This window comes from Altererythrobacter ishigakiensis, assembly GCF_001663155.1.
Classification (GTDB): domain Bacteria; phylum Pseudomonadota; class Alphaproteobacteria; order Sphingomonadales; family Sphingomonadaceae; genus Erythrobacter; species Erythrobacter ishigakiensis.
The window spans coordinates 502,849-522,526 of record NZ_CP015963.1 but is presented as its reverse complement, the minus strand read 5'-3'; the positions used below and the strand labels follow the sequence as shown (position 1 = coordinate 522,526).

Below are 19,678 nucleotides of genomic sequence, written 5' to 3'. Positions count from 1 at the left end.
AGCTAACACGCTATGGCTATGGCTGATCCCTATTCCACCCTCGGCGTGGCGCGCTCTGCTTCCGAAGCAGAGATCAAGAGCGCGTACCGCAAGCTCGCCAAGGAACTGCATCCTGATCGCAACAAAGACAAGCCCAACGCCGCCGAACGTTTTTCGGATGTGACCAAGGCCTATGACCTTTTGTCGGACAAGGAAAAGCGCGCGCAATTTGACCGAGGCGAAATCGATGCCGATGGCAATCCAGCCAACCCATTTGCAGGAATGGGTGGCGGCTTCGGCAGAGGAGGAGGCTACAGCGGAGGCGGCGGTCAGCAGGGCTTTCGCCCCGAAGACTTTCAGGGATTTGGCGGCGAGGGGCTGGATCTTGGCGATCTGTTCGATGGGCTGTTCGGCGGAGGTGGCGGCCAGCGCCGGACATCGGGAATGGGTGGGGGCAGCGGATTCGGCAGTCAGCGGCGCCCTCCTCCGCAGAAAGGCGCAGACGTCCGATACAGGCTTGCCGTACCGTTCGTGAGCGCAGCCACGCGTGAGGACCAACGCATAACGCTGGCAGACGGCAAGACGATCAGTGTCAAATTGCCCCTAGGCGTAGAAGATGGCACGCAAATGCGCCTGAAAGGCAAAGGGAAACCCGGTCCCGGCGGCAATGGTGATGGCCTGGTCATTGTCGAAGTTGGCCCGCATCCATTCTACAGGCGCGACGGTGACAATATCCGTATGGACCTGCCCATCACGCTCGACGAAGCGTTGCTTGGAGCGAAGGTCAAATGCCCCACCCCCGATGGTCCAGTTATGCTGACCATCAAGCCAGGGACCAATGGCGGCACGGTGATGCGGCTCGCGGGTAAGGGCTGGAGCAAAAAGAGCGGAGGCCGGGGAGACCAGCTGGTCACGCTTGAGATTCAGATGCCCGAGGATGTGGATGAGCTGGCCAAGCGCCTCGAGGGCTGGAAAGACACCGGCAATCCGCGCGCCAAACTGGGCATGTAACACGTGAGCGTGGGACATCTGCCCGATCCCAAAGAGCGTGAAATTCACTCGCTTTCTCCAGAGACCCGAAGGCGCGAGGCGCAAACCCTACGCGGACGTGTGGTTGAGCGGCTGGGACCGGGCACGCGTGCATTCGCGGTGGTCAAGCGCACGGTGGTCGGCACGTTCAATGATGGCTTCATCCATGCTGGCAACCTGGCTTATCTTGCCATGTTGGCGATCTTTCCCTTTTTCATCCTTGGCGCGGCTCTGTTTGCGCTGATCGGGGGGGCTGGTGAACGCGCCGCATTAGTCGAGACCATCGTTGCGGCATTTCCACCAACCGTTGCCGGAACGATCGAGCCAGTGGCCCGCGATGTAATGGATGCACGTCAGGGATGGCTGCTGTGGATCGGTGCGGCTGTGGCACTGTGGACAGTTTCAAGCCTGGTTGAAACGATCCGCGATATCTTGCGCAGGGCTTATGGTACTCAGGCAACGCGTGCCTTCTGGAAATATCGCCTGATCTCCACAGGATTTACTCTCGGGGCGGTGGTACTGCTCGTGCTTTCGCTTTTTGCGCAAGTTGCATTGGGCACAGCAGAGCACATTATCGAGCTCCGCTTTCCGGAATTGGCCGGGTCTTTATCCGAATTGAGACTATCACGTGCGGTCACGACCGCAGGCTTGTTCGGATCGTTATACCTGCTGTTCTATACTCTAACCCCGATGGCCTATCGCAGCCGGCGCTATCCCAAATGGCCAGGCGTGGCATTTGTAACGGGATGGTGGCTGCTTGTAACAACGGCATTGCCGCACGTATTGCGCAGCTTTTTCACTTACAGCCTGACTTATGGCAGTCTTGCAGGGATCATGATCGCCTTGTTCTTTTTCTGGCTCATCGGGCTGGGAATGGTTATCGGCGCTGAATTGAATGCTGCACTTGCTGTCACGCCTGAGGAGGAAAAGGCGGCGGACCAGACGCAGGAAGACTGAAGGAAGGGACCAGTCATGGACGGATTGATGCAGGGCAAACGCGGCCTCATCATGGGGCTTGCCAACAATAAATCGCTCGCATGGGGGATCGCCAAGAAGCTGCGCGAACAGGGCGCCGAGCTGGCGTTTTCCTATCAAGGTGATGCGCTGAAGAAGCGTGTCGCACCGCTTGCCGAAGAGCTTGGCAGTGATTTCCTGATCGAATGCGATGTGTCGGACATGGCGGCGCTTGACGCCGCATTCGACACACTCAAGGCCCGCTGGGACACAATCGACTTCGTCGTCCATGCCATCGGCTTTTCTGACAAGAACGAGCTGCGCGGAAAGTATCTCGACACCTCGCTCGACAACTTCCTTTTGACGATGAACATCTCTGCTTACTCGCTTGTCGCCGTTGCGCAGCGTGCATCCGAGATGATGCCGCCCGTCGATGAGGACGGGAACGGCGGTGGATCGATTGTCACGCTGACTTATTACGGCGCTGAGAAAGTCATGCCGCATTATAATGTTATGGGTGTTGCGAAGGCAGCATTGGAGACCAGCGTCAAATACCTTGCCAATGACCTTGGGCCGAAGAACATCCGCGTCAACGCAATCAGCGCGGGGCCGATAAAGACTCTGGCCGCGAGCGGGATCGGCGATTTCCGCTATATCCTTAAATGGAACGAGCTGAATTCACCGCTCAGGCGCAATGTCACGATTGATGATGTGGGCGGCGCGGGGCTTTACTTCCTGTCTGACCTGTCCTCCGGCGTGACCGGCGAGACCCATCATGTCGATGCCGGCTACCATGTCGTCGGTATGAAGCAGGAAGATGCGCCTGATATTGCGTTGGGTTAGGCTTGGGAGGGGGGCGCTATCAGGCATTTGTCTCCGAACCAGCCTGAACCATCTCATCGAGAGCCGCCAACAGGCCGCCGTCAACGCATTGACGGATCGAAGGGCTGGGCGCACTCCTCAAGAAGCTTGGCATTCAGTCTCATGGCATTAAATGGTTTGAACGCAGGCATGGGCAGTTCTGCTGCGGCGATATCTTCAGCGTCGACCCATGTTACGCTGCCCTTGGCGCACAGATCAACCAGCCTGGCATTATCAAGGTGAATGCTAGAAAGAACGAGCGGCCGGTTGCTCAGGTCAGCACGATTACGCACCTGGTCGATCGCGGCCAGTGAAGTCTCCGTGTCGATGATAACGTAGTCTGTCGGTTGTCGCTCAATAGCCGCCGATAGCCTGGCATAAGGCGCAACGAACTGATGCGCGGACCAAAGGAGGAAAGGCAGGACAACAAAGGCGGTTGCGCCGCCCAAGAGGGCCAGTGTCCCGTCCGCACGCTCGCGTTGATGCTTGGCCCAATGGACGTAACCATAGCCCGATAGGATGGCGACATTCCCGATTAGTCCGTGAAGCGAGCGATAGCCCCAACCGTGCCCCTGGTAAGGAAGCAATATTGTTCGCATCAACAACATCAGCGCGATACCCAAGAGTAGAGGGAAGGCGATGGCGTCGAAGCGGCGCACGTCAGGCCAAGCGAGAACGAGTAATGGTAATACGAAGATCGGCATCCAGACCATGAAGCGCAGAATATTGAATTCCATGAGTGCAGATTGGGCCAGGTTAATTGCTGCGGCCTTAGCCCAAATGCGTTCAAGGTAGCCGGCTATCCCGGAGGCTGCACCGCTGCTAGCTTCGATGTCGAAAGACGACAAAACGATCGAGGGGTAGGAAAGCCAGAAAAGACCTGCGGCGGAATAAAACAAGGCGTAGACGGTAAAGAGCGGCCAACGTCGCTCAACGAGAAGCATCAGAATGAATGGGCCCGCAAATAGCGGGTGATAGGTCAGCTGATGCAGGCCGAGGGCCAAGAATCCTATGGCGAGGACCAAGACGTGCTGCCACCACTTACCCCGCACGAAAAGCGCCAGCCAAACAAGATTGAGCGCCAAGTGAGCGGTCATCGCATAGCTGGTCATTGCGTTTACCAGCACCTGTGCTGAGAATAGATAGGTGGCCAGGGCAATCCAGACGGCCCCCGGTGTATCAGCGAAGAGCCGGCGCGCAATATCATAGAGCGCCAAGAATCCGATTGCCCAAAGAATGGGATTCATCAAGGCCGGATCGGCAATCACCCCAAACAAGGCTCGCATCATTGAATGCCCGGGTAAATAGCCGGAGCTTAGCAGAGCGTTCTCGGGAACCTCGCGTAGAAAGTCCGGTGAGATAGCACGGAAATATTCGCGCCACTCAGCTGCAAGAGGTTGTGCGAGTTTGCCCGTAGCGAAGGTTTGTGCATCAAAGATCGCCATGTGCTCATCGCGGGTTAGCGGATAGTTGAGCATGGGCCATTGGGTGCCAGCCCAAAGTATTCCTACCAACAGAAGTGCCGTTGTTAGTACAGTTTTGGGAGACGGCAACTGATCCGGGAGACGGACAGCCGGCCACCAAAATGCAGCAAGGGCAATAAATGGCAGGATTAAAAGTGTCGCTGGGAGATCCTGGTTGCTGAAGTAGTAATACGACGGCCCAGAAAACTCAGGAACTAACAGCCAAAGCGTGACCGCAAGCAGGATTAAAAGACCCGCTGTTCGGCTCAGAAGCCAATGGCTTGTCTGGATCAATATGCCGCCCCTAAAATCCAAATCCGCTTGGCCAGTAGCCAGTAGCCAGTAGCCAGTAGCATCTGGTTATTGACCTTTCGTGCAAATAACAATGTGCCTGGCTTGCTTCTCCGCGCTTAATTATGCTTCCCGTTTTCAGGCATTTGCGCGCTTCGTGCAGTTGGAAACTGCCGCTCAAGCCGTTCGAGAAGAATGCATCTGCTCAGCTCTCATTCCATATACTGCAAGCTCGATGCGCTGTCGGGCGGGGAGCGTCATCCAAGCCTTTAGTTCCGATTGCAGGCTGATAACCAAGTTGTGTTCGACAACTATGTAGCGGCTTCAACTATGAATGCCTGGGGGGTATAAATTCCCTTGCCTCTTGGCCCTGTCTGGGAAGCCGGGAATTGTACCCGGGGACACTGGCGGACATGCGGTTAGAAAACCAGAACCGGGGGTCAGAGCGATTTTCGCGATTCAACCCTATGCAAAGTAGAAAGCAGTGGGGATTCCGCGTGCCGATCGTGAACTTAGAGGGGACAAGTTCGAAAAGACCCCGGCCGGAAAATTAGGGGGTTCCGCGTGTGTTCGCGAGCACGGTAGAAGGGTCGGCAGGGAGGGTGAAGCTTTATTGAAAGGCATTCGCCATGGAAAACGAATTTGAAGACCGCGAGAACGACCTCTACGTCCCCGACGAGCGCGAAGATATTGAGGGGCACGCCTGCAAGGCGCTTAACCTTTCAAACCAACACCGTGGCCGCCACCATCTCAACTTAGTAAAGGAGGCGATGCCTGCAAACGCGCTCATGTGTTGTCGCGAACCTCTCGCTAAAGAGTCAACTGTAGCTGCCTACGAGGCTTTCGACCCACAGGACGAGCAGGAGCGCATCCTATGTTCGCAAATGGTCATAATGCATGATCATGTCATGGATTGCCTCATGCGGGCTAACGAGCCTCATATCGACCCGCGCCTGCGGCCTGAGGAGCTGAAGCACGCAGAACGGCTTGGAGGGCTGACCGTTCGCCTGTCCGAAGCGCTCGACAAGCATCGCGGTAAGGGTCAGCAAACCGTCACGGTAGAGCATGTTTGCGTTGGTGAGGGCGGACAGGCCATTGTTGGGAATGTGGAGACTAGCGGCAGGACGCAAGCTGAGTCTAGGCCAGATAGGTTCGAATACCAACCCGACGATTTCGTCCCGATCGACATTCCCGATAAGGTCCAAATGCGGCAGCAGACGCGCGATGAAGAAAGGGCATAGGCGCAGCACGAGGCCAATGCGGCAGAGCCTGCGCTGCGGGGCAAGAACTCGAATGGGCTTGCCATGCCAGGCGCCAGCGGTCAGGGGGAAGAAACGCTGCCGCATGCATGGCGGAGCCCAAGGATCAGGCGCGCCCATAGGCAACCGGAACGCACACAAGCACGGAGTTTATGCGCGAGAGGCGCAGGTGCGCAGTGCGCGCATGCGGTCTCTGCTTAAGCACGGAGAGCAGATACTCGACGATTTCTTGGATTCACGGGCAGAGAAATAAGAGCCCTTTGATCTTTCAGGTGCGAATAACAGGCCGATTATGATGGCAGCGCCTAAAGATCGATGTCTGCTTATTCGAAATACTGGCGAAAGCGAGCTAGTTGGCCTTTGTTCAAACTACGAGCCGCGAGCAGCTCGTGCGAGAATGGCTGGGCATTACGAGGATTTTCGGATGAGAACGGTTTCATTATCGCAATCAATCAGCTAGTGGCACTACTCGCGCTCTCACTGCGGCGCACTGAGAGCGCTTTAATCTAACGAGGAGTCTCACGTCTTGCTTAAGGCTAGCATCTGCGGGCTTGCTTTCTTCGCGCTTGCCGCTTGCGCGTCTTCCAACTTGCCGCGCGGGCCACAGGCTTACGAAATGTTCCCACCGCCATCAGGTGAAACATCGATTAGTGAGTATCAGATCGGTCCGCTCGACGTTCTAAAGATTACCGTTTTCCAGGAGCCGGATCTTTCGCTGGAAGAAGTTCCGGTCGATGCCAGCGGCGACATACTCTTACCCCTGATTGGTTTAGTCGAGGCAGCCGGAAAAACTGGTACAGAACTCTCGTCAGACATCGCTGTTCGCCTTGGGGAGCGTTATCTGATTGATCCGCAAGTTTCGATCATCGTTTCGGAATCAGCTTCGCAGAACATTACGGTCGAAGGCGCTGTAAACCAGCCGGGCATTTTCGAGATACAGGGCCAGTCCAACCTGCTCCAGGCAATGGCGCTTGCGCAAGGACCGACAGAAACTGCTCGGCTTAGTGAAGTGATTGTCTTCCGCCGGAAAGAAGATGGACTTTATGCAGCTCAGTTCAATTTGAGCGACATCAGAAAAGGCCAGGCGGCGAACCCGGAAATTGTTGCGGGAGACATTGTTGTGGTTGGCAATTCCTTCGCTAAGGCGCTTTTCCGCGACTTCCTGCAGCTATCCCCGTTGCTCGCGACAGTGTTCGTGCGTTTGGATGAGCAGCGCTAGCCAAATCGAATGGATTGCCCACGCCAATGAATAGTCCGGAAGACAATATGCATACTAGTGGAAGCAACGGTCGCGTATCGTCGGAGTTCGGCGATCGTTATCAGACCAGCTATGATGACGAAGGCCTGATCTCTATCGACCTCGAGGCCATCTGGGCTGCAGTCTATCGCTCTCGCTTTTGGATCGCGGGCATAGTGCTTGGCTGTCTATTGCTTGGCGTAGTGGTCACAATTCTTTCGACGCCTATCTATCGCGCCGAAGCTACAGTCCAGATTGATCAGGAAGCCGCCAAGGTCCTAGGCACTGAAGATGCCGACGCTACGGCATCAATATTTGACTCTGATCGTTTCTTAAAAACTCAATTGGACGTAATTCGCAGTCGCTCGCTCGCACAAGCGGTGGCAGAGGATCTTCAGTTGTTTAACAACGTCGGCTTCCTGGAGCAGATGGAAATTGACCCAAGCAATATTCAATCAAGTGTTCTCCCGCGAGAAGAGGCAGAGAGAGAACTTGTTTTGGATACTATTGAAGAGAATTTAGATGTCACGCTGCCGATCGACTCTAGGATAGCTACAATTAGTTTCGAGAGTCCTGTTGGCGCGTTGGCTGCAAGGATCGCAAACAGTTACGCAGAGAACTACATCCGCAATAATCTTCAGCGGCGATTTGATACATCTTCATATGCTCGCGAGTTTCTGCGGGAACAATTACAGGAAGCAGCGATTAGTCTAGCTGAATCCGAACGAGCTGCCCTCGAGTATGCTCGGCGTACTCGTGTCATTGATGCTTCCAATGCCGCCGATGCCACCGGCAGTTCTGCAGCGACGCCACGTTCATTGATAACTGCTACTTTGGTACAGTTAAATCAGGATTATGCAGGGGCATTGTCGCGCCGGATTGCGGCGCAAAAGTCATGGGAAACTGCACGCGAGCAAGATCCTATCAGTTTGCCTCAGGCGCTCAACAACCTCGCTGTGCAGAATCTGCTGGAGGAGCGCGCTAAAGTACAAGCAGAATATGAACAGGAACTCCAGCGCCGCAAAGAAGAGTTCCCTAGCGTCAAGCAAGCGAGGGCGCGCCTCGATGAACTAGACCGGCAGATCGCTGCAATTGCCACAAGTATCCAGCAAACAATCAAAGCGAACTACGAGATCGCCCTCGAGCAAGAGCTCGCTCTCGAAAGTCAGATTTCCCAACTAAAATCTGAAACGCTTGATGAGCAGGAGCGCGGCGTGCAACTTGGAATTCTCCAACGCCAAATCGCAAACGATCGGGAATTGTATGACTTGCTTCTAACCCGCTTCAATGAGCTCAATGCAGAAGCGGGCGTCCAAGCCAACAATGTTTCGATTATCGATCGAGCAACTCGACCAATCGAGCCATTTAGCCCGAACATCCTACTCAACATCGCGCTTTCTCTACTATCGGGGCTTGTGCTCGCGGGGGCGTTTGTATTTGGTCGCGAGCAGTTCTTTGACATTATCCGAACGCCTGATGATGTCGCGCGCAAACTCAATGTTCCGTTGCTCGGCGCAAGCCCAAGAGTTGATGAAAGTGAGGCAGTGCAGGATCTTATACTCGATCCCAAGACTGAAGTATCGGAACACTATGCGAGTCTTCGATCTTCACTAATCCTATCGACTTCGCATGGGCTTCCACGGACCCTGGCTTTTACTAGCGCGGTGCAGGGAGAAGGCAAATCATCTAGCTGTTTCGCCACTGCGTTGGCTCTCAGCCGAATTGGCAAGCGGGTTTTGGTGGTGGATCTGGATTTGCGACGCCCCAACCAGCATAGAATGTTTGGCGTCGAAAACGGCAAAGGTATGTCTGACCTTCTAACCGGGAACAAACAAGTGGAGGATGTAACGCATGCCACCGAGCATGATGGGCTCTTCTTTATTGCCAGTGGCGGTATCCCACCCAATCCAACCGACATGCTGGCTAGCCCTGCTTTACGCACAGTACTGGAAAGCCTAACGCACCACTACGACATCGTTCTGGTCGATAGTCCGCCAACACTGGGGCTGGCTGATGCAATCGAAATCGCGAGCACAACGGAGGGCTGCCTTTTCGTTACCGAGGCTGGTCGAAATCGAGCCAATAATGTTCGTAGTTCAATTAATCGTTTGGAGGCAGGCGGTGCTAAGGTTTTGGGTGTGCTCATGACAAAGTTTGATGCCAAGTCAGCTGGCTATTCTTATAGTTATGCCTACAGCTACGAATACTCTTCACGCTAATTGACCGCCGCAGGCAGCGCCAATCGACATGAGAATACTTTACATTACAAAAAGTATGCCTTTCGGTTCTGCAGAGGCGTTTATTGCACCTGAGATTCAGCAGCACTTAAACAGCGGTGTCGAGGTCTTGATTTGCCCTACACTTCCGGCGGGGCAGACCCATGATTGGCCGTATTACCAAAAATCCGTCTCTCCCGATCTGTTTTCTTGGGATATCTCAAGGGGCTTTCTAAACGAGATACTCCGACAACCAATCGCGGTTCTAAGGAGCTTGGTGGTCGCCGTCGAGCCTCGGAGCTTGAAACTGACTTTGCGGAATCTTGCAGTTTGGCCCAAGGCAGTTTGGCTTTCCGGTTATGCCCGAGAACAAATGGTCGATCACATCCACGCACATTGGATCGCAGTTCCAGCGACTATGGCCATGATCGCGGCAAAGCTTGCCGGACTACCTTGGAGCATTACAGCTCACCGATATGACATCGCACAAGGAAACCTAATATCTAGAAAATTCGCTTCGGCAGAGTTCGTTCGGGCAATTGATAAACCGGGTCATGATGAGCTCGTAGCCCAGCTTCAACCTGGCCAAACACCACCCGAAATCATCAGGATGGGAGTTGAGGTCGATGAGACTTCAGCTCCTACCCGGACTGGTAGACTGGACGACCCAAGAATCGTGATTGGGGCACGTCTGATCGAGAAGAAAGGGCACGTCTATTTGCTCCAGGCGATCGCCAAGTTGCGGAGCAATGGACTGAAGCCCAAACTTACAATCTATGGCGACGGCCCATTGGAGGAAACGCTCCTCCAAATTTCGAATAGACTCAATCTAAATGAGTGCGTCTTCTTCGCCGGGCCGGTTTCACACAGCGAGCTTTTGAGACAGCTGCAGGGCGGAGAGTTTGATATCGCCGCATTGCCCAGTGTCACAGCATCTGATGGAGACAAAGAAGGTATTCCAGTTTTCTTAATGGAAGCCATGGCGGCGGGCGTCCCCGTCATTGCAACGCCTAACGGAGGCATCAGCGAGCTTATCGACAACACTTCCGGCTCCCTAGTTCCTGAGAAGAACGCAATGAGCATCGCCCATGCGATCCAGGCGCTATGCGAAGACGAGACGCTCAGAGAGAGGAAGGCGAAGGCCGGTCGAGTGAAGGTCAGCGAAGAGTTCAGCATCGCTGCGTGTGCGGCTCGATTGCGGCGTAGAATCGCCGAATCACTCCCATCGACATCACGCGATCTGGTGGGCTGAGGATGACGAAGGCCGCGCCAACCAAAAAAATCGTTGAGCGGATGCCCATTCTGGTCGCCACAATGGCTTGGGAGGGGGGCATGGGCCGTTTCGCGAGCGAGCTCACTCAAGTGCTTGCCGAAGGCGAAAGTGTTACGCTTGTCGCGCCTAAGATGGACCTGGAGCCGCAAGTTTCTGAAAGAATTGTAATCTCACAGCCAAAACGGGAACAATTCTTCCTCATCCGAATTGCCGTGATGATTAAGATGAATTTCCAAATTTCGTTCAATGTTTGGAAGAAATTGCATGCCCATTCGACATTTTTACTTATAGATTTACACCCATTTATCCCATTTTCTTTTTTACCCGCTCTGATTGCAAGTTTTAAAGGGGCTAAGGTGTCATTGAACCTACACGATTTCTATGCACACCGAATGCGCTATCCTTACGGTTTCCATTGGCTTGAGAAGTCATTGCGGCGCTGGATATACCGGAGATTTGACCAAATCTTCGCTATGACAGATGTTCAGGTGTCGCGCCTCTCCTCGGAAGCTAAGGTGGCGCCATCAAGAATCACCCGGATAGATCACGGCCCATTTGTTGTCGAAGGAATACTGCCGCCTAGTGCTAACGAAAACGCAACGATCATGCTGTTTGGTGCAGTTCGCGCTAATAAACGCATCAAGGAGAGCTTGCTCGCTTACAAAGAGCTGAAGGCGGAGCGGGTAAAGCTGAATTTACGGGTTTGTGTCACTCCGCATCGAGAAGAAGGTAGCTATTGGCACAAGTGCGCTGAGATTCTTGACGGCTTGCCGGACGTCGAGGTCAGGGTTGGCTTCGTACCTGAAGAAGAATTACCGATCATCTTATCCGGAGTGGACGGAATGCTGTGCCCTTATCACGGATTCGATTCTCAAAGCGGAGTAGCCGCGTTGGCAATGTCCAATGGAATTCCGGTTATAGGAACACCCTCTTCGTACGCTGGAAATACGGGCGGCGTGTCGGCTGCTTGGCCAATGATAAACGCAGAGGCTAGAACCAAAGATATTGTTGAGGCGGTGCGAGGTTTCCTCAAAGTTCCGCGAGAACAGCGCCTCGAGACGGCAAGAGAAATAAAGCAAAACAAGGGCGCTGCTGAGCTTTGGCGAGACGCAGCCAGCAAGATTCTGGGTTGGCACAGGACTCAATCGTGAGCGGATTCGTCTTCAATAAAAGGCCGCCCATTGGATTAGGATCGAGCGCAACTTCCATCAAATTAAGCTCCGTCAATATAATGTGGCCGCAGATTGTGGGGCTCCTTCTTTCCATTCCGGTGCTTACAAGCCTTTATTTTTCGTCACCAGAAGGTGGGTTCGACAGCACCGCGTGGAGGTTGAGCCAAGTCATTCTAGTCATCCTTGCATTCTTTTCAGCGCGAAGCCTAAGCCTTGCCTACAAGTTCTTGTGGCCATTCATTCCATGGTTCCTGGCAATCGCGACTGCAACGATTCTACAATTCTCCAATAGCGAAGCCTGGCTTGAGTTAGTAAGGGCCTTGATAATGTTGCTGGCCGGCTGCTCTGCCGCCATCCTAATCGCTACTCGGCAGGGCTTTGCGTTGGTTGAGGGGTTCCTGAGAGCTGTTTTTGTCGGCTCAATCTTGATCTGCGCCTATCTCGTGTTCGCCATCGGAGACTTGGGCAATTGGAATTGGGGGCAGGCCCGGCTAGTCAAGGCGCAGCTCAACGAAGATAGCTTTCAGGCAAATTCTGCGCTTTTCCTCCTTGCGTGTGGACTCCTTTACTTTTGGCCTAGCAAGAATCGCTCGCGAATACCGCTAGCCCTGCTCTCCTTATTTGTCCTTGCCGCAAGTTTCGCACTTGCTACGAGGACGCCAATTATTGCTTTTGTTGGTGCCACTGCTGTTATCGGCATGGGGATCGTCGCTCAGAGGCTGGTTTTCGGTCGACACTATAAAGCTTCGCGAAAATCCTGGATCTTGGGCGCGGTGATTACGGTAAGTATCTTTGCCGTGCTCCTTCTGGCTCAGCTTAACTCAAATTCGCTTAGCGATCCGAACGTTGCGCGTCTCTTCACTGGCCGTGTGCCGATGTGGCAAGCGGGACTAATCGAATCTAGGGATGCGTGGTTAGTTGGCGATTACTCGACCTCAGTATCGGAGGCCTTAAGCCGGAATGCAGGACAGTTATCTTTCCTCTATTCATGGGAGCTCAGGGTTCTCTCGAATCTCTCCGGCGGGGGATTCCATAGCATTTGGATTGAAGGGCTGGTCCGTTATGGAACTATCGGTCTCGTTGGCACGGCCCTCTCTGCTGTCGGGCTGATCGTTGCGACTTTTCGCTTTGGAGTGCGCTTCGCCTACCTGCAAATACTGATAGTCTTGGTTCTCATGCGAAGCTTTGTCGAGGCGAGCGGAGTTTTTGGGGGTGCCAACTCAGCCGAGGATCTTATTGTGACGGTCCTTTTCGCCTGGGTGCTAACCCATTCTCGCACATCTCATCAACAGCCATCTCAGAAGCGCAATCAAAAGGCTTCGGCTGGTGATATTGCTAGGAAAGAACTGGCATGAATATCGTACTTTTTGCTCTTTTTGCGATTTTCTTCCTCCTTCTCATCTTCCCATTCACAGTTTATCCGTGTTCGTTGCGGCTGTTGCGAACCATGCCAATAAGGGCTGAGAATGCACAACCAAATCTGACTGCAACCATCATTTTCTCGGCCTTCAACGAAGCTGGGGCGGTTAGAAAGAAAGTTGAAAACATTCGTCGAATTCGGGAGCTCACTTCAAATATCGATGCCATGGTTTATGTTGACCAGAGTTCAGATGGGTCACTTGAGATGTGGCAGGCGCACCCCGACGTAGTTAGGGTCGTTGCGGCAAGCGAGCGGACCGGCAAGGCTGTCGGGATGGGAAAGATGGCGCGACAGGCTAACTCCGATATTCTAATTTGTACTGATGCCAACGTGGAGATGGCACCCGAAGCACCCGCCGAGCTATTAAAATGCTTTGCTGATCCAGACGTTGGTGGTGTTTGTGGCCGACTAGTCTACACCAACAGTAGGGATAGCTCGATGGCTCAAGCGAATTCCGCGTACTGGCGGATCGAGGAGTTCATAAAGCGAGAAGAGGGTCGTACCGGCTCAACATTAGGGGCGGACGGGTCGATCTTCGCCGTTCGGAGATCTCTATACCCCGATGTACCGTCGCATCTGCTCGACGATTTCATCGTTTCGATGAGTGTTGTGTTCGCAGGCAAGAGATTTGTTTCAGCGCCAAACGCGCTCGCATACGAGCAAACAGCAGCCAAAAGTTCGGAAGAATTTCGCAGAAAGCGCCGGATTGCTTGTCGCGCGTTCTCTAGTCACCGACATATATCGAAAGAAGTCAGATCACTGCCTTTGTTGGACCAGTACAAGTACTACTCTCATCGGTGGTTGCGATGGAACAGTGGGCTTTGGCTCAGCTTGTCAGGCATTTTCGGATTGGCATGGATAGTGAGTTTCGCAGGAGCTCCAACCGGCTTAACCGTCGGAGCTATCGGAAGCCTGCTCTTACTGCTATGTCTGTTTGGACCAAAGACCTTTGCTCAAATCGGCGATATCGTCCTATCTTTCACCGCAACGCAACTTGGGGTTATGGATGCATTGCGCGGGAGAAAGTACCAGACTTGGCAGCCTCCTTCGGATCGCTAGCAATCAGTTAAAAGAAGTTGGGACTCAACCAGTTGGGTTCGATCGTCCACTTGGCAAGGAAAAGGGAATTGACGCGGAGATCACTTCATCTATTAAGCCGACTATTATACACTCTCGCCCCGATAACTTGGGCGAAGATTTCAGATGCGTTGCGCTCGCCAAATCAAGAGCGTGAGCGATTGTTCCTAAATGCAATAATCAAACCTGGCGACGTAGCAATTGACGTTGGAGCGCATAACGGGCTCTATACGAGGGCGCTTGAGCGCGCTGGGGCTCAAGTCTTAGCGTTTGAGCCGTTCCCGGAAGTCGGTCTGGTGATCGAGCGCACTACCGGACGTTCTGTCGAATGGCGACAAAAGGCGATCTCCAATCGCGGTGGCGAAGCTGAGATCCGGGTGCCAATTTCAAACAATAGACCGGTCTACGGTTATGCCAGCATGGCTCCTGAAAACTTCTTTGGTCCTGACTTCGTTGTCCATAATGTACCTGTATCAACCATTGATAATGAGATCCGTGAACGCTGCTCTTTCATCAAAATCGATGTCGAAGGTCATGAGCTTGATGTACTGCGAGGAACATTGGGAACGATCGATGCATATGCTCCAGCGTTCCTAATCGAGTCGGAGGCGAGGCACGCCAAACGAGCCCCGCTCTCCGTGTTCGAGTTCTTCGCGGAAATCGGATATGAAGGATTCTTCATATTGGGCAATAACCTTAAATCGGTTTCGGAGTTCAAGATCGAAGACCATCAGAACCCTGACGCAATCGATCTCGAAGGGAGTGAGAAAGACAGGAACTATATAAACAACTTCTTTTTCTTCCCGTCTCGCTCAAAATTGCCTGGCCAACTCGCGGCAGAACTAGCAAGACGCGCCAAGTGACCCATATGCTTAAGTATTCCGCCTCGCACTAGGGGCCGATGGAACCGTGAAGCGCGCATTTTCCATAGGTTTTCTTGTAATCGCAATTTCTCGCCTTGTTGGAATTGCGAGAGAACTTTCTATTGCCCTCTTGATTGGGTTTACTGCAAGTACTGACTTGTATTACCTTGTTTCTTTCCCTCTTTTTGCTGTTTTGGCAGTATTCGCTGGGCCATTTACGACAGCTTTCACCGCTAAGCTTGGCCAATCGGAAGAGGCCAATCGCGGCAGTCACTTAGGGTATTACCGTCATCTACTGTTGCGCATCTCCTTTGCTGCCAGCTTGGCCTACTTGGCGCTGGCGATAGTAGTCGGACTCGGAGGCCTTGGGGGCGACCTTGCGCCTGTGATGGCGGTTATTGCACCTGGCGCCGCATTCGCTGTACTACAAGGGTACTTTCTTGCTGAGCTGTCGGCTCATGGCCGTATCGCTATCGCCGCTACCGTGCAGTTGCTCATGAGCAGCATTTTCCTTTTAGCGTTACTGCTATGCTGGCATCTCGACTTCACTGATAGTGATTTGGCCCTTCCGGCCATACTTTCTTCATCTGCCGGCATCGCAGCCCTGAGTGGCTTCTTGTTCTGTCGATCGCAAAATGGGAGGGGTGCGCCTTTGAAGTCAAGGCCTCGGAAGCCGCTACCGGACTTGCCCAAGTCACTTTCTCTTGCTGGTGGCGAATCAATTGCGTTCATCGCAACCCAGGCTCTCATAGTCGCATTGGCTGGGCTGGTTGGAACTGGTTGGGTTTCTGCGGTTGCCTTATCACAGCGGATAGCCTTCTCTGTCTTGAGTCTGGTCGTTTCTCCGTTTGCCACTCTCTTGATGATCAAAATAATGAAAAGCGGAGAAGAAAAGTTCAGAGTGGCTCGCAAGGGTATCATGCTGGGTGCTGCGTTTCTTTGCACCTTTGCCCTCGTAATTGTCACTGTGGGAGAGGCTGCGAAGCTGCTTTTCCCGGACTTCAAAACCTCGCAGGAAGCTCTCTTGGTGCTTTCTATATTGCCTGCATATGCAGCGTGGCTGGTGCCTATTGGGCTTAACACGATCATTTCACGTTCGTCCTTCGCCGCCGGCAACGAAGTGAGTTACACTACGGTAATGATCACGGCATATGTAGTCGCAAATTGCTGGAGGATCGCGACGTTCGCATTCTCTCGTGACCTTTTCGATATAGTCTTGGTCGGCGCTATCGTCGAAGGATTATTCTTGTTCGCCCTGTTTGCTTGGAGATACCGTTTGACCGGGCCAACTCATCCAGGACAAGAGGAATCCAAAGATGCGTCTGGAAAGGGATAGCCCTAAAGTGCAATCAGAAAGAGAGACAAAGATCGAAGAGCTGTTGGCCTGCCCCATGTGCGGCGGCATGATGAAAGTATCCAGCGAAGAGTCAAAGTGCGCTGGTAAATGTCGGCGGCAATTTCGAAACGTGATGGGGCAGCCTGTCCTAATTGACTTTTCAAATAGCCTTGTCAGCGAGCTGGCTCTATTTCAGCGCAAAGGCGGATCGGTATTAAGGCGCGGTGGATTGCCAAAATTGCTGAGTCGAATTTTGTCGGGTGGGAATCCTGTTGCTGCTAGATTCGCCGCTCGGCTGGACGCGGATCTCCGCGGCCTGTCGAACCCCAGATTGCTGGTTATTGGTGGTGGGGAAAAGGGGAAGGGCACAGACGCTATCTATAGCTCGGATCATTTAGAGCTATTTGGGACGGATATTTATGCCTCAGAACTGACTCACGTTGTCGCTGATGCGCATAAACTTCCTTTTGCGAACGAAGCTTTTGATGCAGTTTGGATACAGGCCGTCCTCGAGCACGTTCTCGAACCGAAGCAAGTAGTCTCCGAAATCAAGCGCATTCTAAAACCTGGCGGCGTGATCTTTGCCGACACCCCGTTTCTGTGGCCCGTACACGAGGGCGCCTATGACTTCACGCGGTGGACGATGAACGGTTACCGCTGGTTGCTTAGAGACTTCGATGAAATCGAAAGCGGCTATTCGAGCGGTGCTGGCCAAAACTTGCTCCTGGCCATTCGGTACGCGATACGCGCTTGGACGGGGAGCGGGGCCCTCGCGCTTTGTTTTACCTTACCATTCTTCTGGCTGCGATTTTTGGATCGCTTCGGCCCCAAAAGATCTCAACTCGACGCGGCAGCTGGCATCTATTTCTATGGTCGCCTTTCTGAAAACCCTCTGGTGGCTCAAGCCTTGCCCAGGTACTACGAAAACCAATTGAGCTCGACGAACAAATTGTCGTCCTGTAGCCCTAACTGACCTATTTGGACGTTTGAATCATGTTAACAATAAACCGAATTCAAAAGGCCGCATCAAAACGGCTAAGCTTGGCCACATTGCGCCTCGGTGGGCTCGTCCTTGAAAAGCAAAAGTTCTGCTCGGCATGTTCGAAGCCCATAGTTGGCTTCTTTCGATATGGCGGCGTTCGTGAATGGGGGTGTCCGCTATGTCAGGCGTCTCCTCGGGAACGACTGGTGAATTTCCTTCTTAGCAAGGGCCAACTTTCGATACCCAAAGGAGCATCGGTCCTGCACGTCGCGCCTGGTGAGCCAAGTCTCGTCGACAGGTTTCGCGCTAAATCTACAAACTATATTCCGGCCGACCTCTCCCCCGAACTCTATCCGGTACCGTCGATCAAGCGGATTGATCTGATGGAGCCATTCGGCATTGAAGAGTTCGATATTTTCTATGCAAGCCATGTTCTTGAACACGTTCCGGATGACGCAATTGTGCTTGCCAACATATTCAATGCGCTAAAACCTGGAGGCGAAGCCTGGTTGATAGTGCCGCTCTGGGAAAAGCCTACTGAGGACGGCGATTTAGGAATGCCCCCCAAGGTCAGAGAGGAGCTATTTGGGCAATGGGACCATGTTAGGCAGTATGGCCGCGACATCGTCAGTCGTTTGAGAGCCGCCGGCTTCGATGTCGAGTTATTCGAAAGTAGCGATCTGGGTGATCAAGATATAGGAAGATTTGGACTGGGCGAAACCCTGTTTCGTGCCACGCGTCCCTGCTCCTAGTACCAATCGCGATGATCAAAAAGCATTCCGGTGTACGACGACGCCCAATGTGCGCAAGATAATCACTAGGTCATTTGTCACCGACCAGTTTGACACGTATTCCAAGTCGGCGTTCAGCCGGTCCTGAAGGTGCTTCTCATCAAGCGTATTCCCTCGGTACCCGCGTATCTGCGCTAGCCCGGTGATCCCAGGTTTAACCACATGTCGGTGCCAATAAGATTGATCGACCTCCCAGTAAAGTGAGCCGCCGGCTCTCGCGGCCTCTGCATGCGGGCGAGGGCCAACAATACTCATATCTCCCATCAGAACATTCAGAAATTGCGGTAACTCATCAAGGCTGGTTTTACGCAGGAAACTCCCCAGGCGCGTTACTCTTGGGTCGTCGCGTTTCGTAAGAGTCTTGGCTTCTGCATCGAGCATATCGATTCGCATTGTCCTGAACTTCAGGATCTTGAATTTGCGGTTGCTAAGTCCGATTCTGTCCTGCTTGAACAAGACCGGCCCCTTGCTATCTAATTTGATCAATACGGCAATCATGATCGCTAATGTGCCCAGAGCCGGCAACAGTGAGATGGTAACAATCAGATCGAAGCAGCGTTTGACCGCTCGCTGGCTCCAGGAAAGCTGTCCGCTACCAAGGACGAGGCTGGCTTCCCCTTGTCGACTTTCGATCATCAACGGGTTCAATGCGCTCAGTTCTGGCACCACAATTTCTGTACGCACGTCGAGTGACTTAAGCATAAAAGCCCATTGCTCGCGCTTCTCCGGCGAGCAATGAACTACGATACCGTCAAGACCCCGCGCTAGGCGCCCCAATAGATCCTGCATAGCGGGGCTGTCCGGCATTGGCTCCAATCCGATATCGCCGGTTTTCAATGACTCTTCGGTCTCAAGCGAAGAAACTGGAACGTCATCAAAGAGATAGAGGTGCGCAAAGGGCTTGGAGCTTAGCGCCTGTGCTGCCGACCGAGCCACGTTCATCCGAGTAGCGCTGATAAGAATGGCAGAAAATACAGTCCCTAGAGCCAGCACTACCCGAGAGAATTCATCGCTGATCTTGAGAAAGAAGAAAATCAAGAGCATCAAGAGTGAGGCCCAGACGAGGGCGGAGGCGGCGCGCCACGCGCTGCGGTAGCCGTCCAATAGTATGTTCGCGGGGTAGCTCTGCGTCGCAAGGGCGAACAGAAAGAAGATCGGGATTATCGCAGCCAAGCTTCGGACAAGTAGCTCTGCGTCAATGTCTGCTAAGTACACAATGCTAGCCACGATGTACGCCGTTGCAATAGCAACCAAGTCGAGAAAGATCGCGATCATACTGACTCTGTGGCGGAGAGAGCGCTTTGCCCGAAGATTGCTGAGCAAAGGTTCGAGACCACCGATTGAATGATCGGGATTTTGATGTTCGGCCGAAATGGGCGCTCCCCTAACGTTGTTCTACAAGTATATAGTCACACCCTGCGGCGTCGACGACTTCGTAGCTGTTTGGTTATTCATGGCAAGGAATTCAACCGGAC

The 19,678-nt window shown here is 53.3% G+C and carries 17 protein-coding genes; 15 read left to right on the top strand and 2 right to left on the bottom strand.

Annotated features, from left to right (window positions below):
• The first annotated feature begins 18 nt into the window (after window positions 1-18).
• From A6F69_RS02535 to fabI, 3 genes are read left to right on the top strand one after another with little or no spacing between them, the layout of a single operon-like run.
• Complete coding sequence (locus A6F69_RS02535) at window positions 19-990, top strand: DnaJ C-terminal domain-containing protein (protein WP_067602289.1); 972 nt, start codon at window positions 19-21, stop codon at window positions 988-990.
• A gap of 3 nt (window positions 991-993) precedes the next feature.
• A complete protein-coding gene (locus A6F69_RS02530; protein ID WP_083984644.1) occupies window positions 994-1,965 on the top strand; it encodes a YihY/virulence factor BrkB family protein in 972 nt (323 codons plus the stop codon).
• A gap of 15 nt (window positions 1,966-1,980) precedes the next feature.
• Window positions 1,981-2,805: an enoyl-ACP reductase FabI gene (fabI, locus tag A6F69_RS02525; RefSeq protein ID WP_067596984.1), complete on the top strand. Its 825-nt coding sequence runs from the start codon at window positions 1,981-1,983 to the stop codon at window positions 2,803-2,805.
• Window positions 2,806-2,885: 80 nt separating this feature from the next.
• Here the strand turns inward: fabI and A6F69_RS02520 are convergent, their stop codons facing one another.
• Window positions 2,886-4,301, bottom strand: coding sequence for a hypothetical protein (locus A6F69_RS02520; protein ID WP_067596982.1), 1,416 nt, complete (start codon window positions 4,299-4,301; stop codon window positions 2,886-2,888).
• 905 nt (window positions 4,302-5,206) lie between these two features.
• Here A6F69_RS02520 and A6F69_RS02515 point away from each other — a divergent pair.
• The 12 genes from A6F69_RS02515 (at window position 5,207) to A6F69_RS02460 (ending at window position 18,164) form a co-directional block, all read left to right on the top strand.
• On the top strand, window positions 5,207-5,818 hold the full coding sequence (locus A6F69_RS02515) for a hypothetical protein (protein WP_067596980.1): 612 nt from the start codon (window positions 5,207-5,209) through the stop codon (window positions 5,816-5,818).
• Window positions 5,802-6,089 carry an HGGxSTG domain-containing protein gene (locus tag A6F69_RS13305; protein WP_067596978.1) on the top strand — a complete coding sequence of 96 codons (288 nt, stop codon included), beginning with the start codon at window positions 5,802-5,804 and terminating at the stop codon, window positions 6,087-6,089. The genes A6F69_RS02515 and A6F69_RS13305 overlap by 17 nt, the downstream gene beginning before the upstream one ends.
• Window positions 6,090-6,362: 273 nt before the next feature.
• Entirely contained in the window at window positions 6,363-7,055 is a 693-nt protein-coding gene (locus A6F69_RS02505; protein WP_067596976.1) for a polysaccharide biosynthesis/export family protein, read from the top strand.
• 26 nt (window positions 7,056-7,081) lie between these two features.
• Window positions 7,082-9,292, top strand: a complete 2,211-nt coding sequence (locus A6F69_RS02500; RefSeq protein ID WP_067596975.1) for a GumC family protein — start codon at window positions 7,082-7,084, stop codon at window positions 9,290-9,292.
• A gap of 28 nt (window positions 9,293-9,320) precedes the next feature.
• Window positions 9,321-10,541, top strand: coding sequence for a glycosyltransferase (locus A6F69_RS02495; RefSeq protein ID WP_067596973.1), 1,221 nt, complete (start codon window positions 9,321-9,323; stop codon window positions 10,539-10,541).
• 2 nt (window positions 10,542-10,543) lie between these two features.
• Complete coding sequence (locus A6F69_RS02490) at window positions 10,544-11,713, top strand: glycosyltransferase (RefSeq protein WP_067596971.1); 1,170 nt, start codon at window positions 10,544-10,546, stop codon at window positions 11,711-11,713.
• Entirely contained in the window at window positions 11,710-13,089 is a 1,380-nt protein-coding gene (locus A6F69_RS02485) for an O-antigen ligase family protein (RefSeq protein ID WP_144573521.1), read from the top strand. The genes A6F69_RS02490 and A6F69_RS02485 overlap by 4 nt, the downstream gene beginning before the upstream one ends.
• Entirely contained in the window at window positions 13,086-14,213 is a 1,128-nt protein-coding gene (locus A6F69_RS02480; RefSeq protein ID WP_067596967.1) for a glycosyltransferase, read from the top strand. Before A6F69_RS02485 ends, A6F69_RS02480 begins: the two co-directional genes overlap by 4 nt.
• A 32-nt stretch (window positions 14,214-14,245) precedes the next feature.
• Complete coding sequence (locus A6F69_RS02475) at window positions 14,246-15,094, top strand: FkbM family methyltransferase (protein WP_218916041.1); 849 nt, start codon at window positions 14,246-14,248, stop codon at window positions 15,092-15,094.
• Window positions 15,095-15,140: 46 nt separating this feature from the next.
• Entirely contained in the window at window positions 15,141-16,430 is a 1,290-nt protein-coding gene (locus A6F69_RS02470) for a hypothetical protein (RefSeq protein ID WP_144573524.1), read from the top strand.
• Window positions 16,411-17,403 carry a class I SAM-dependent methyltransferase gene (locus A6F69_RS02465; protein ID WP_067596962.1) on the top strand — a complete coding sequence of 331 codons (993 nt, stop codon included), beginning with the start codon at window positions 16,411-16,413 and terminating at the stop codon, window positions 17,401-17,403. The genes A6F69_RS02470 and A6F69_RS02465 overlap by 20 nt, the downstream gene beginning before the upstream one ends.
• A gap of 68 nt (window positions 17,404-17,471) precedes the next feature.
• Window positions 17,472-18,164 (top strand): class I SAM-dependent methyltransferase, encoded by a 693-nt coding sequence (locus tag A6F69_RS02460; protein ID WP_342669868.1) that lies wholly within the window; start codon window positions 17,472-17,474, stop codon window positions 18,162-18,164.
• Between the two features lie 15 nt (window positions 18,165-18,179).
• Here the strand turns inward: A6F69_RS02460 and A6F69_RS02455 are convergent, their stop codons facing one another.
• Window positions 18,180-19,478, bottom strand: a complete 1,299-nt coding sequence (locus tag A6F69_RS02455) for a sugar transferase (RefSeq protein WP_067596958.1) — start codon at window positions 19,476-19,478, stop codon at window positions 18,180-18,182.
• Window positions 19,479-19,678 lie beyond the last annotated feature (200 nt).

Coding starts and splice junctions, on each gene's coding strand:
- A6F69_RS02520 (WP_067596982.1), bottom strand. CDS start 4,301: ATGCTCAACTATCCGCTAACCCGCGATGAGCACATGGCGATCTTTGAT.
- A6F69_RS02480 (WP_067596967.1), top strand. CDS start 13,086: ATGAATATCGTACTTTTTGCTCTTTTTGCGATTTTCTTCCTCCTTCTC.
- A6F69_RS02455 (WP_067596958.1), bottom strand. CDS start 19,478: ATGATCGCGATCTTTCTCGACTTGGTTGCTATTGCAACGGCGTACATC.
- A6F69_RS02465 (WP_067596962.1), top strand. CDS start 16,411: ATGCGTCTGGAAAGGGATAGCCCTAAAGTGCAATCAGAAAGAGAGACA.
- A6F69_RS02495 (WP_067596973.1), top strand. CDS start 9,321: ATGAGAATACTTTACATTACAAAAAGTATGCCTTTCGGTTCTGCAGAG.
- A6F69_RS02490 (WP_067596971.1), top strand. CDS start 10,544: ATGACGAAGGCCGCGCCAACCAAAAAAATCGTTGAGCGGATGCCCATT.
- A6F69_RS13305 (WP_067596978.1), top strand. CDS start 5,802: ATGAAGAAAGGGCATAGGCGCAGCACGAGGCCAATGCGGCAGAGCCTG.
- A6F69_RS02535 (WP_067602289.1), top strand. CDS start 19: ATGGCTGATCCCTATTCCACCCTCGGCGTGGCGCGCTCTGCTTCCGAA.
- fabI (WP_067596984.1), top strand. CDS start 1,981: ATGGACGGATTGATGCAGGGCAAACGCGGCCTCATCATGGGGCTTGCC.
- A6F69_RS02500 (WP_067596975.1), top strand. CDS start 7,082: ATGAATAGTCCGGAAGACAATATGCATACTAGTGGAAGCAACGGTCGC.
- A6F69_RS02515 (WP_067596980.1), top strand. CDS start 5,207: ATGGAAAACGAATTTGAAGACCGCGAGAACGACCTCTACGTCCCCGAC.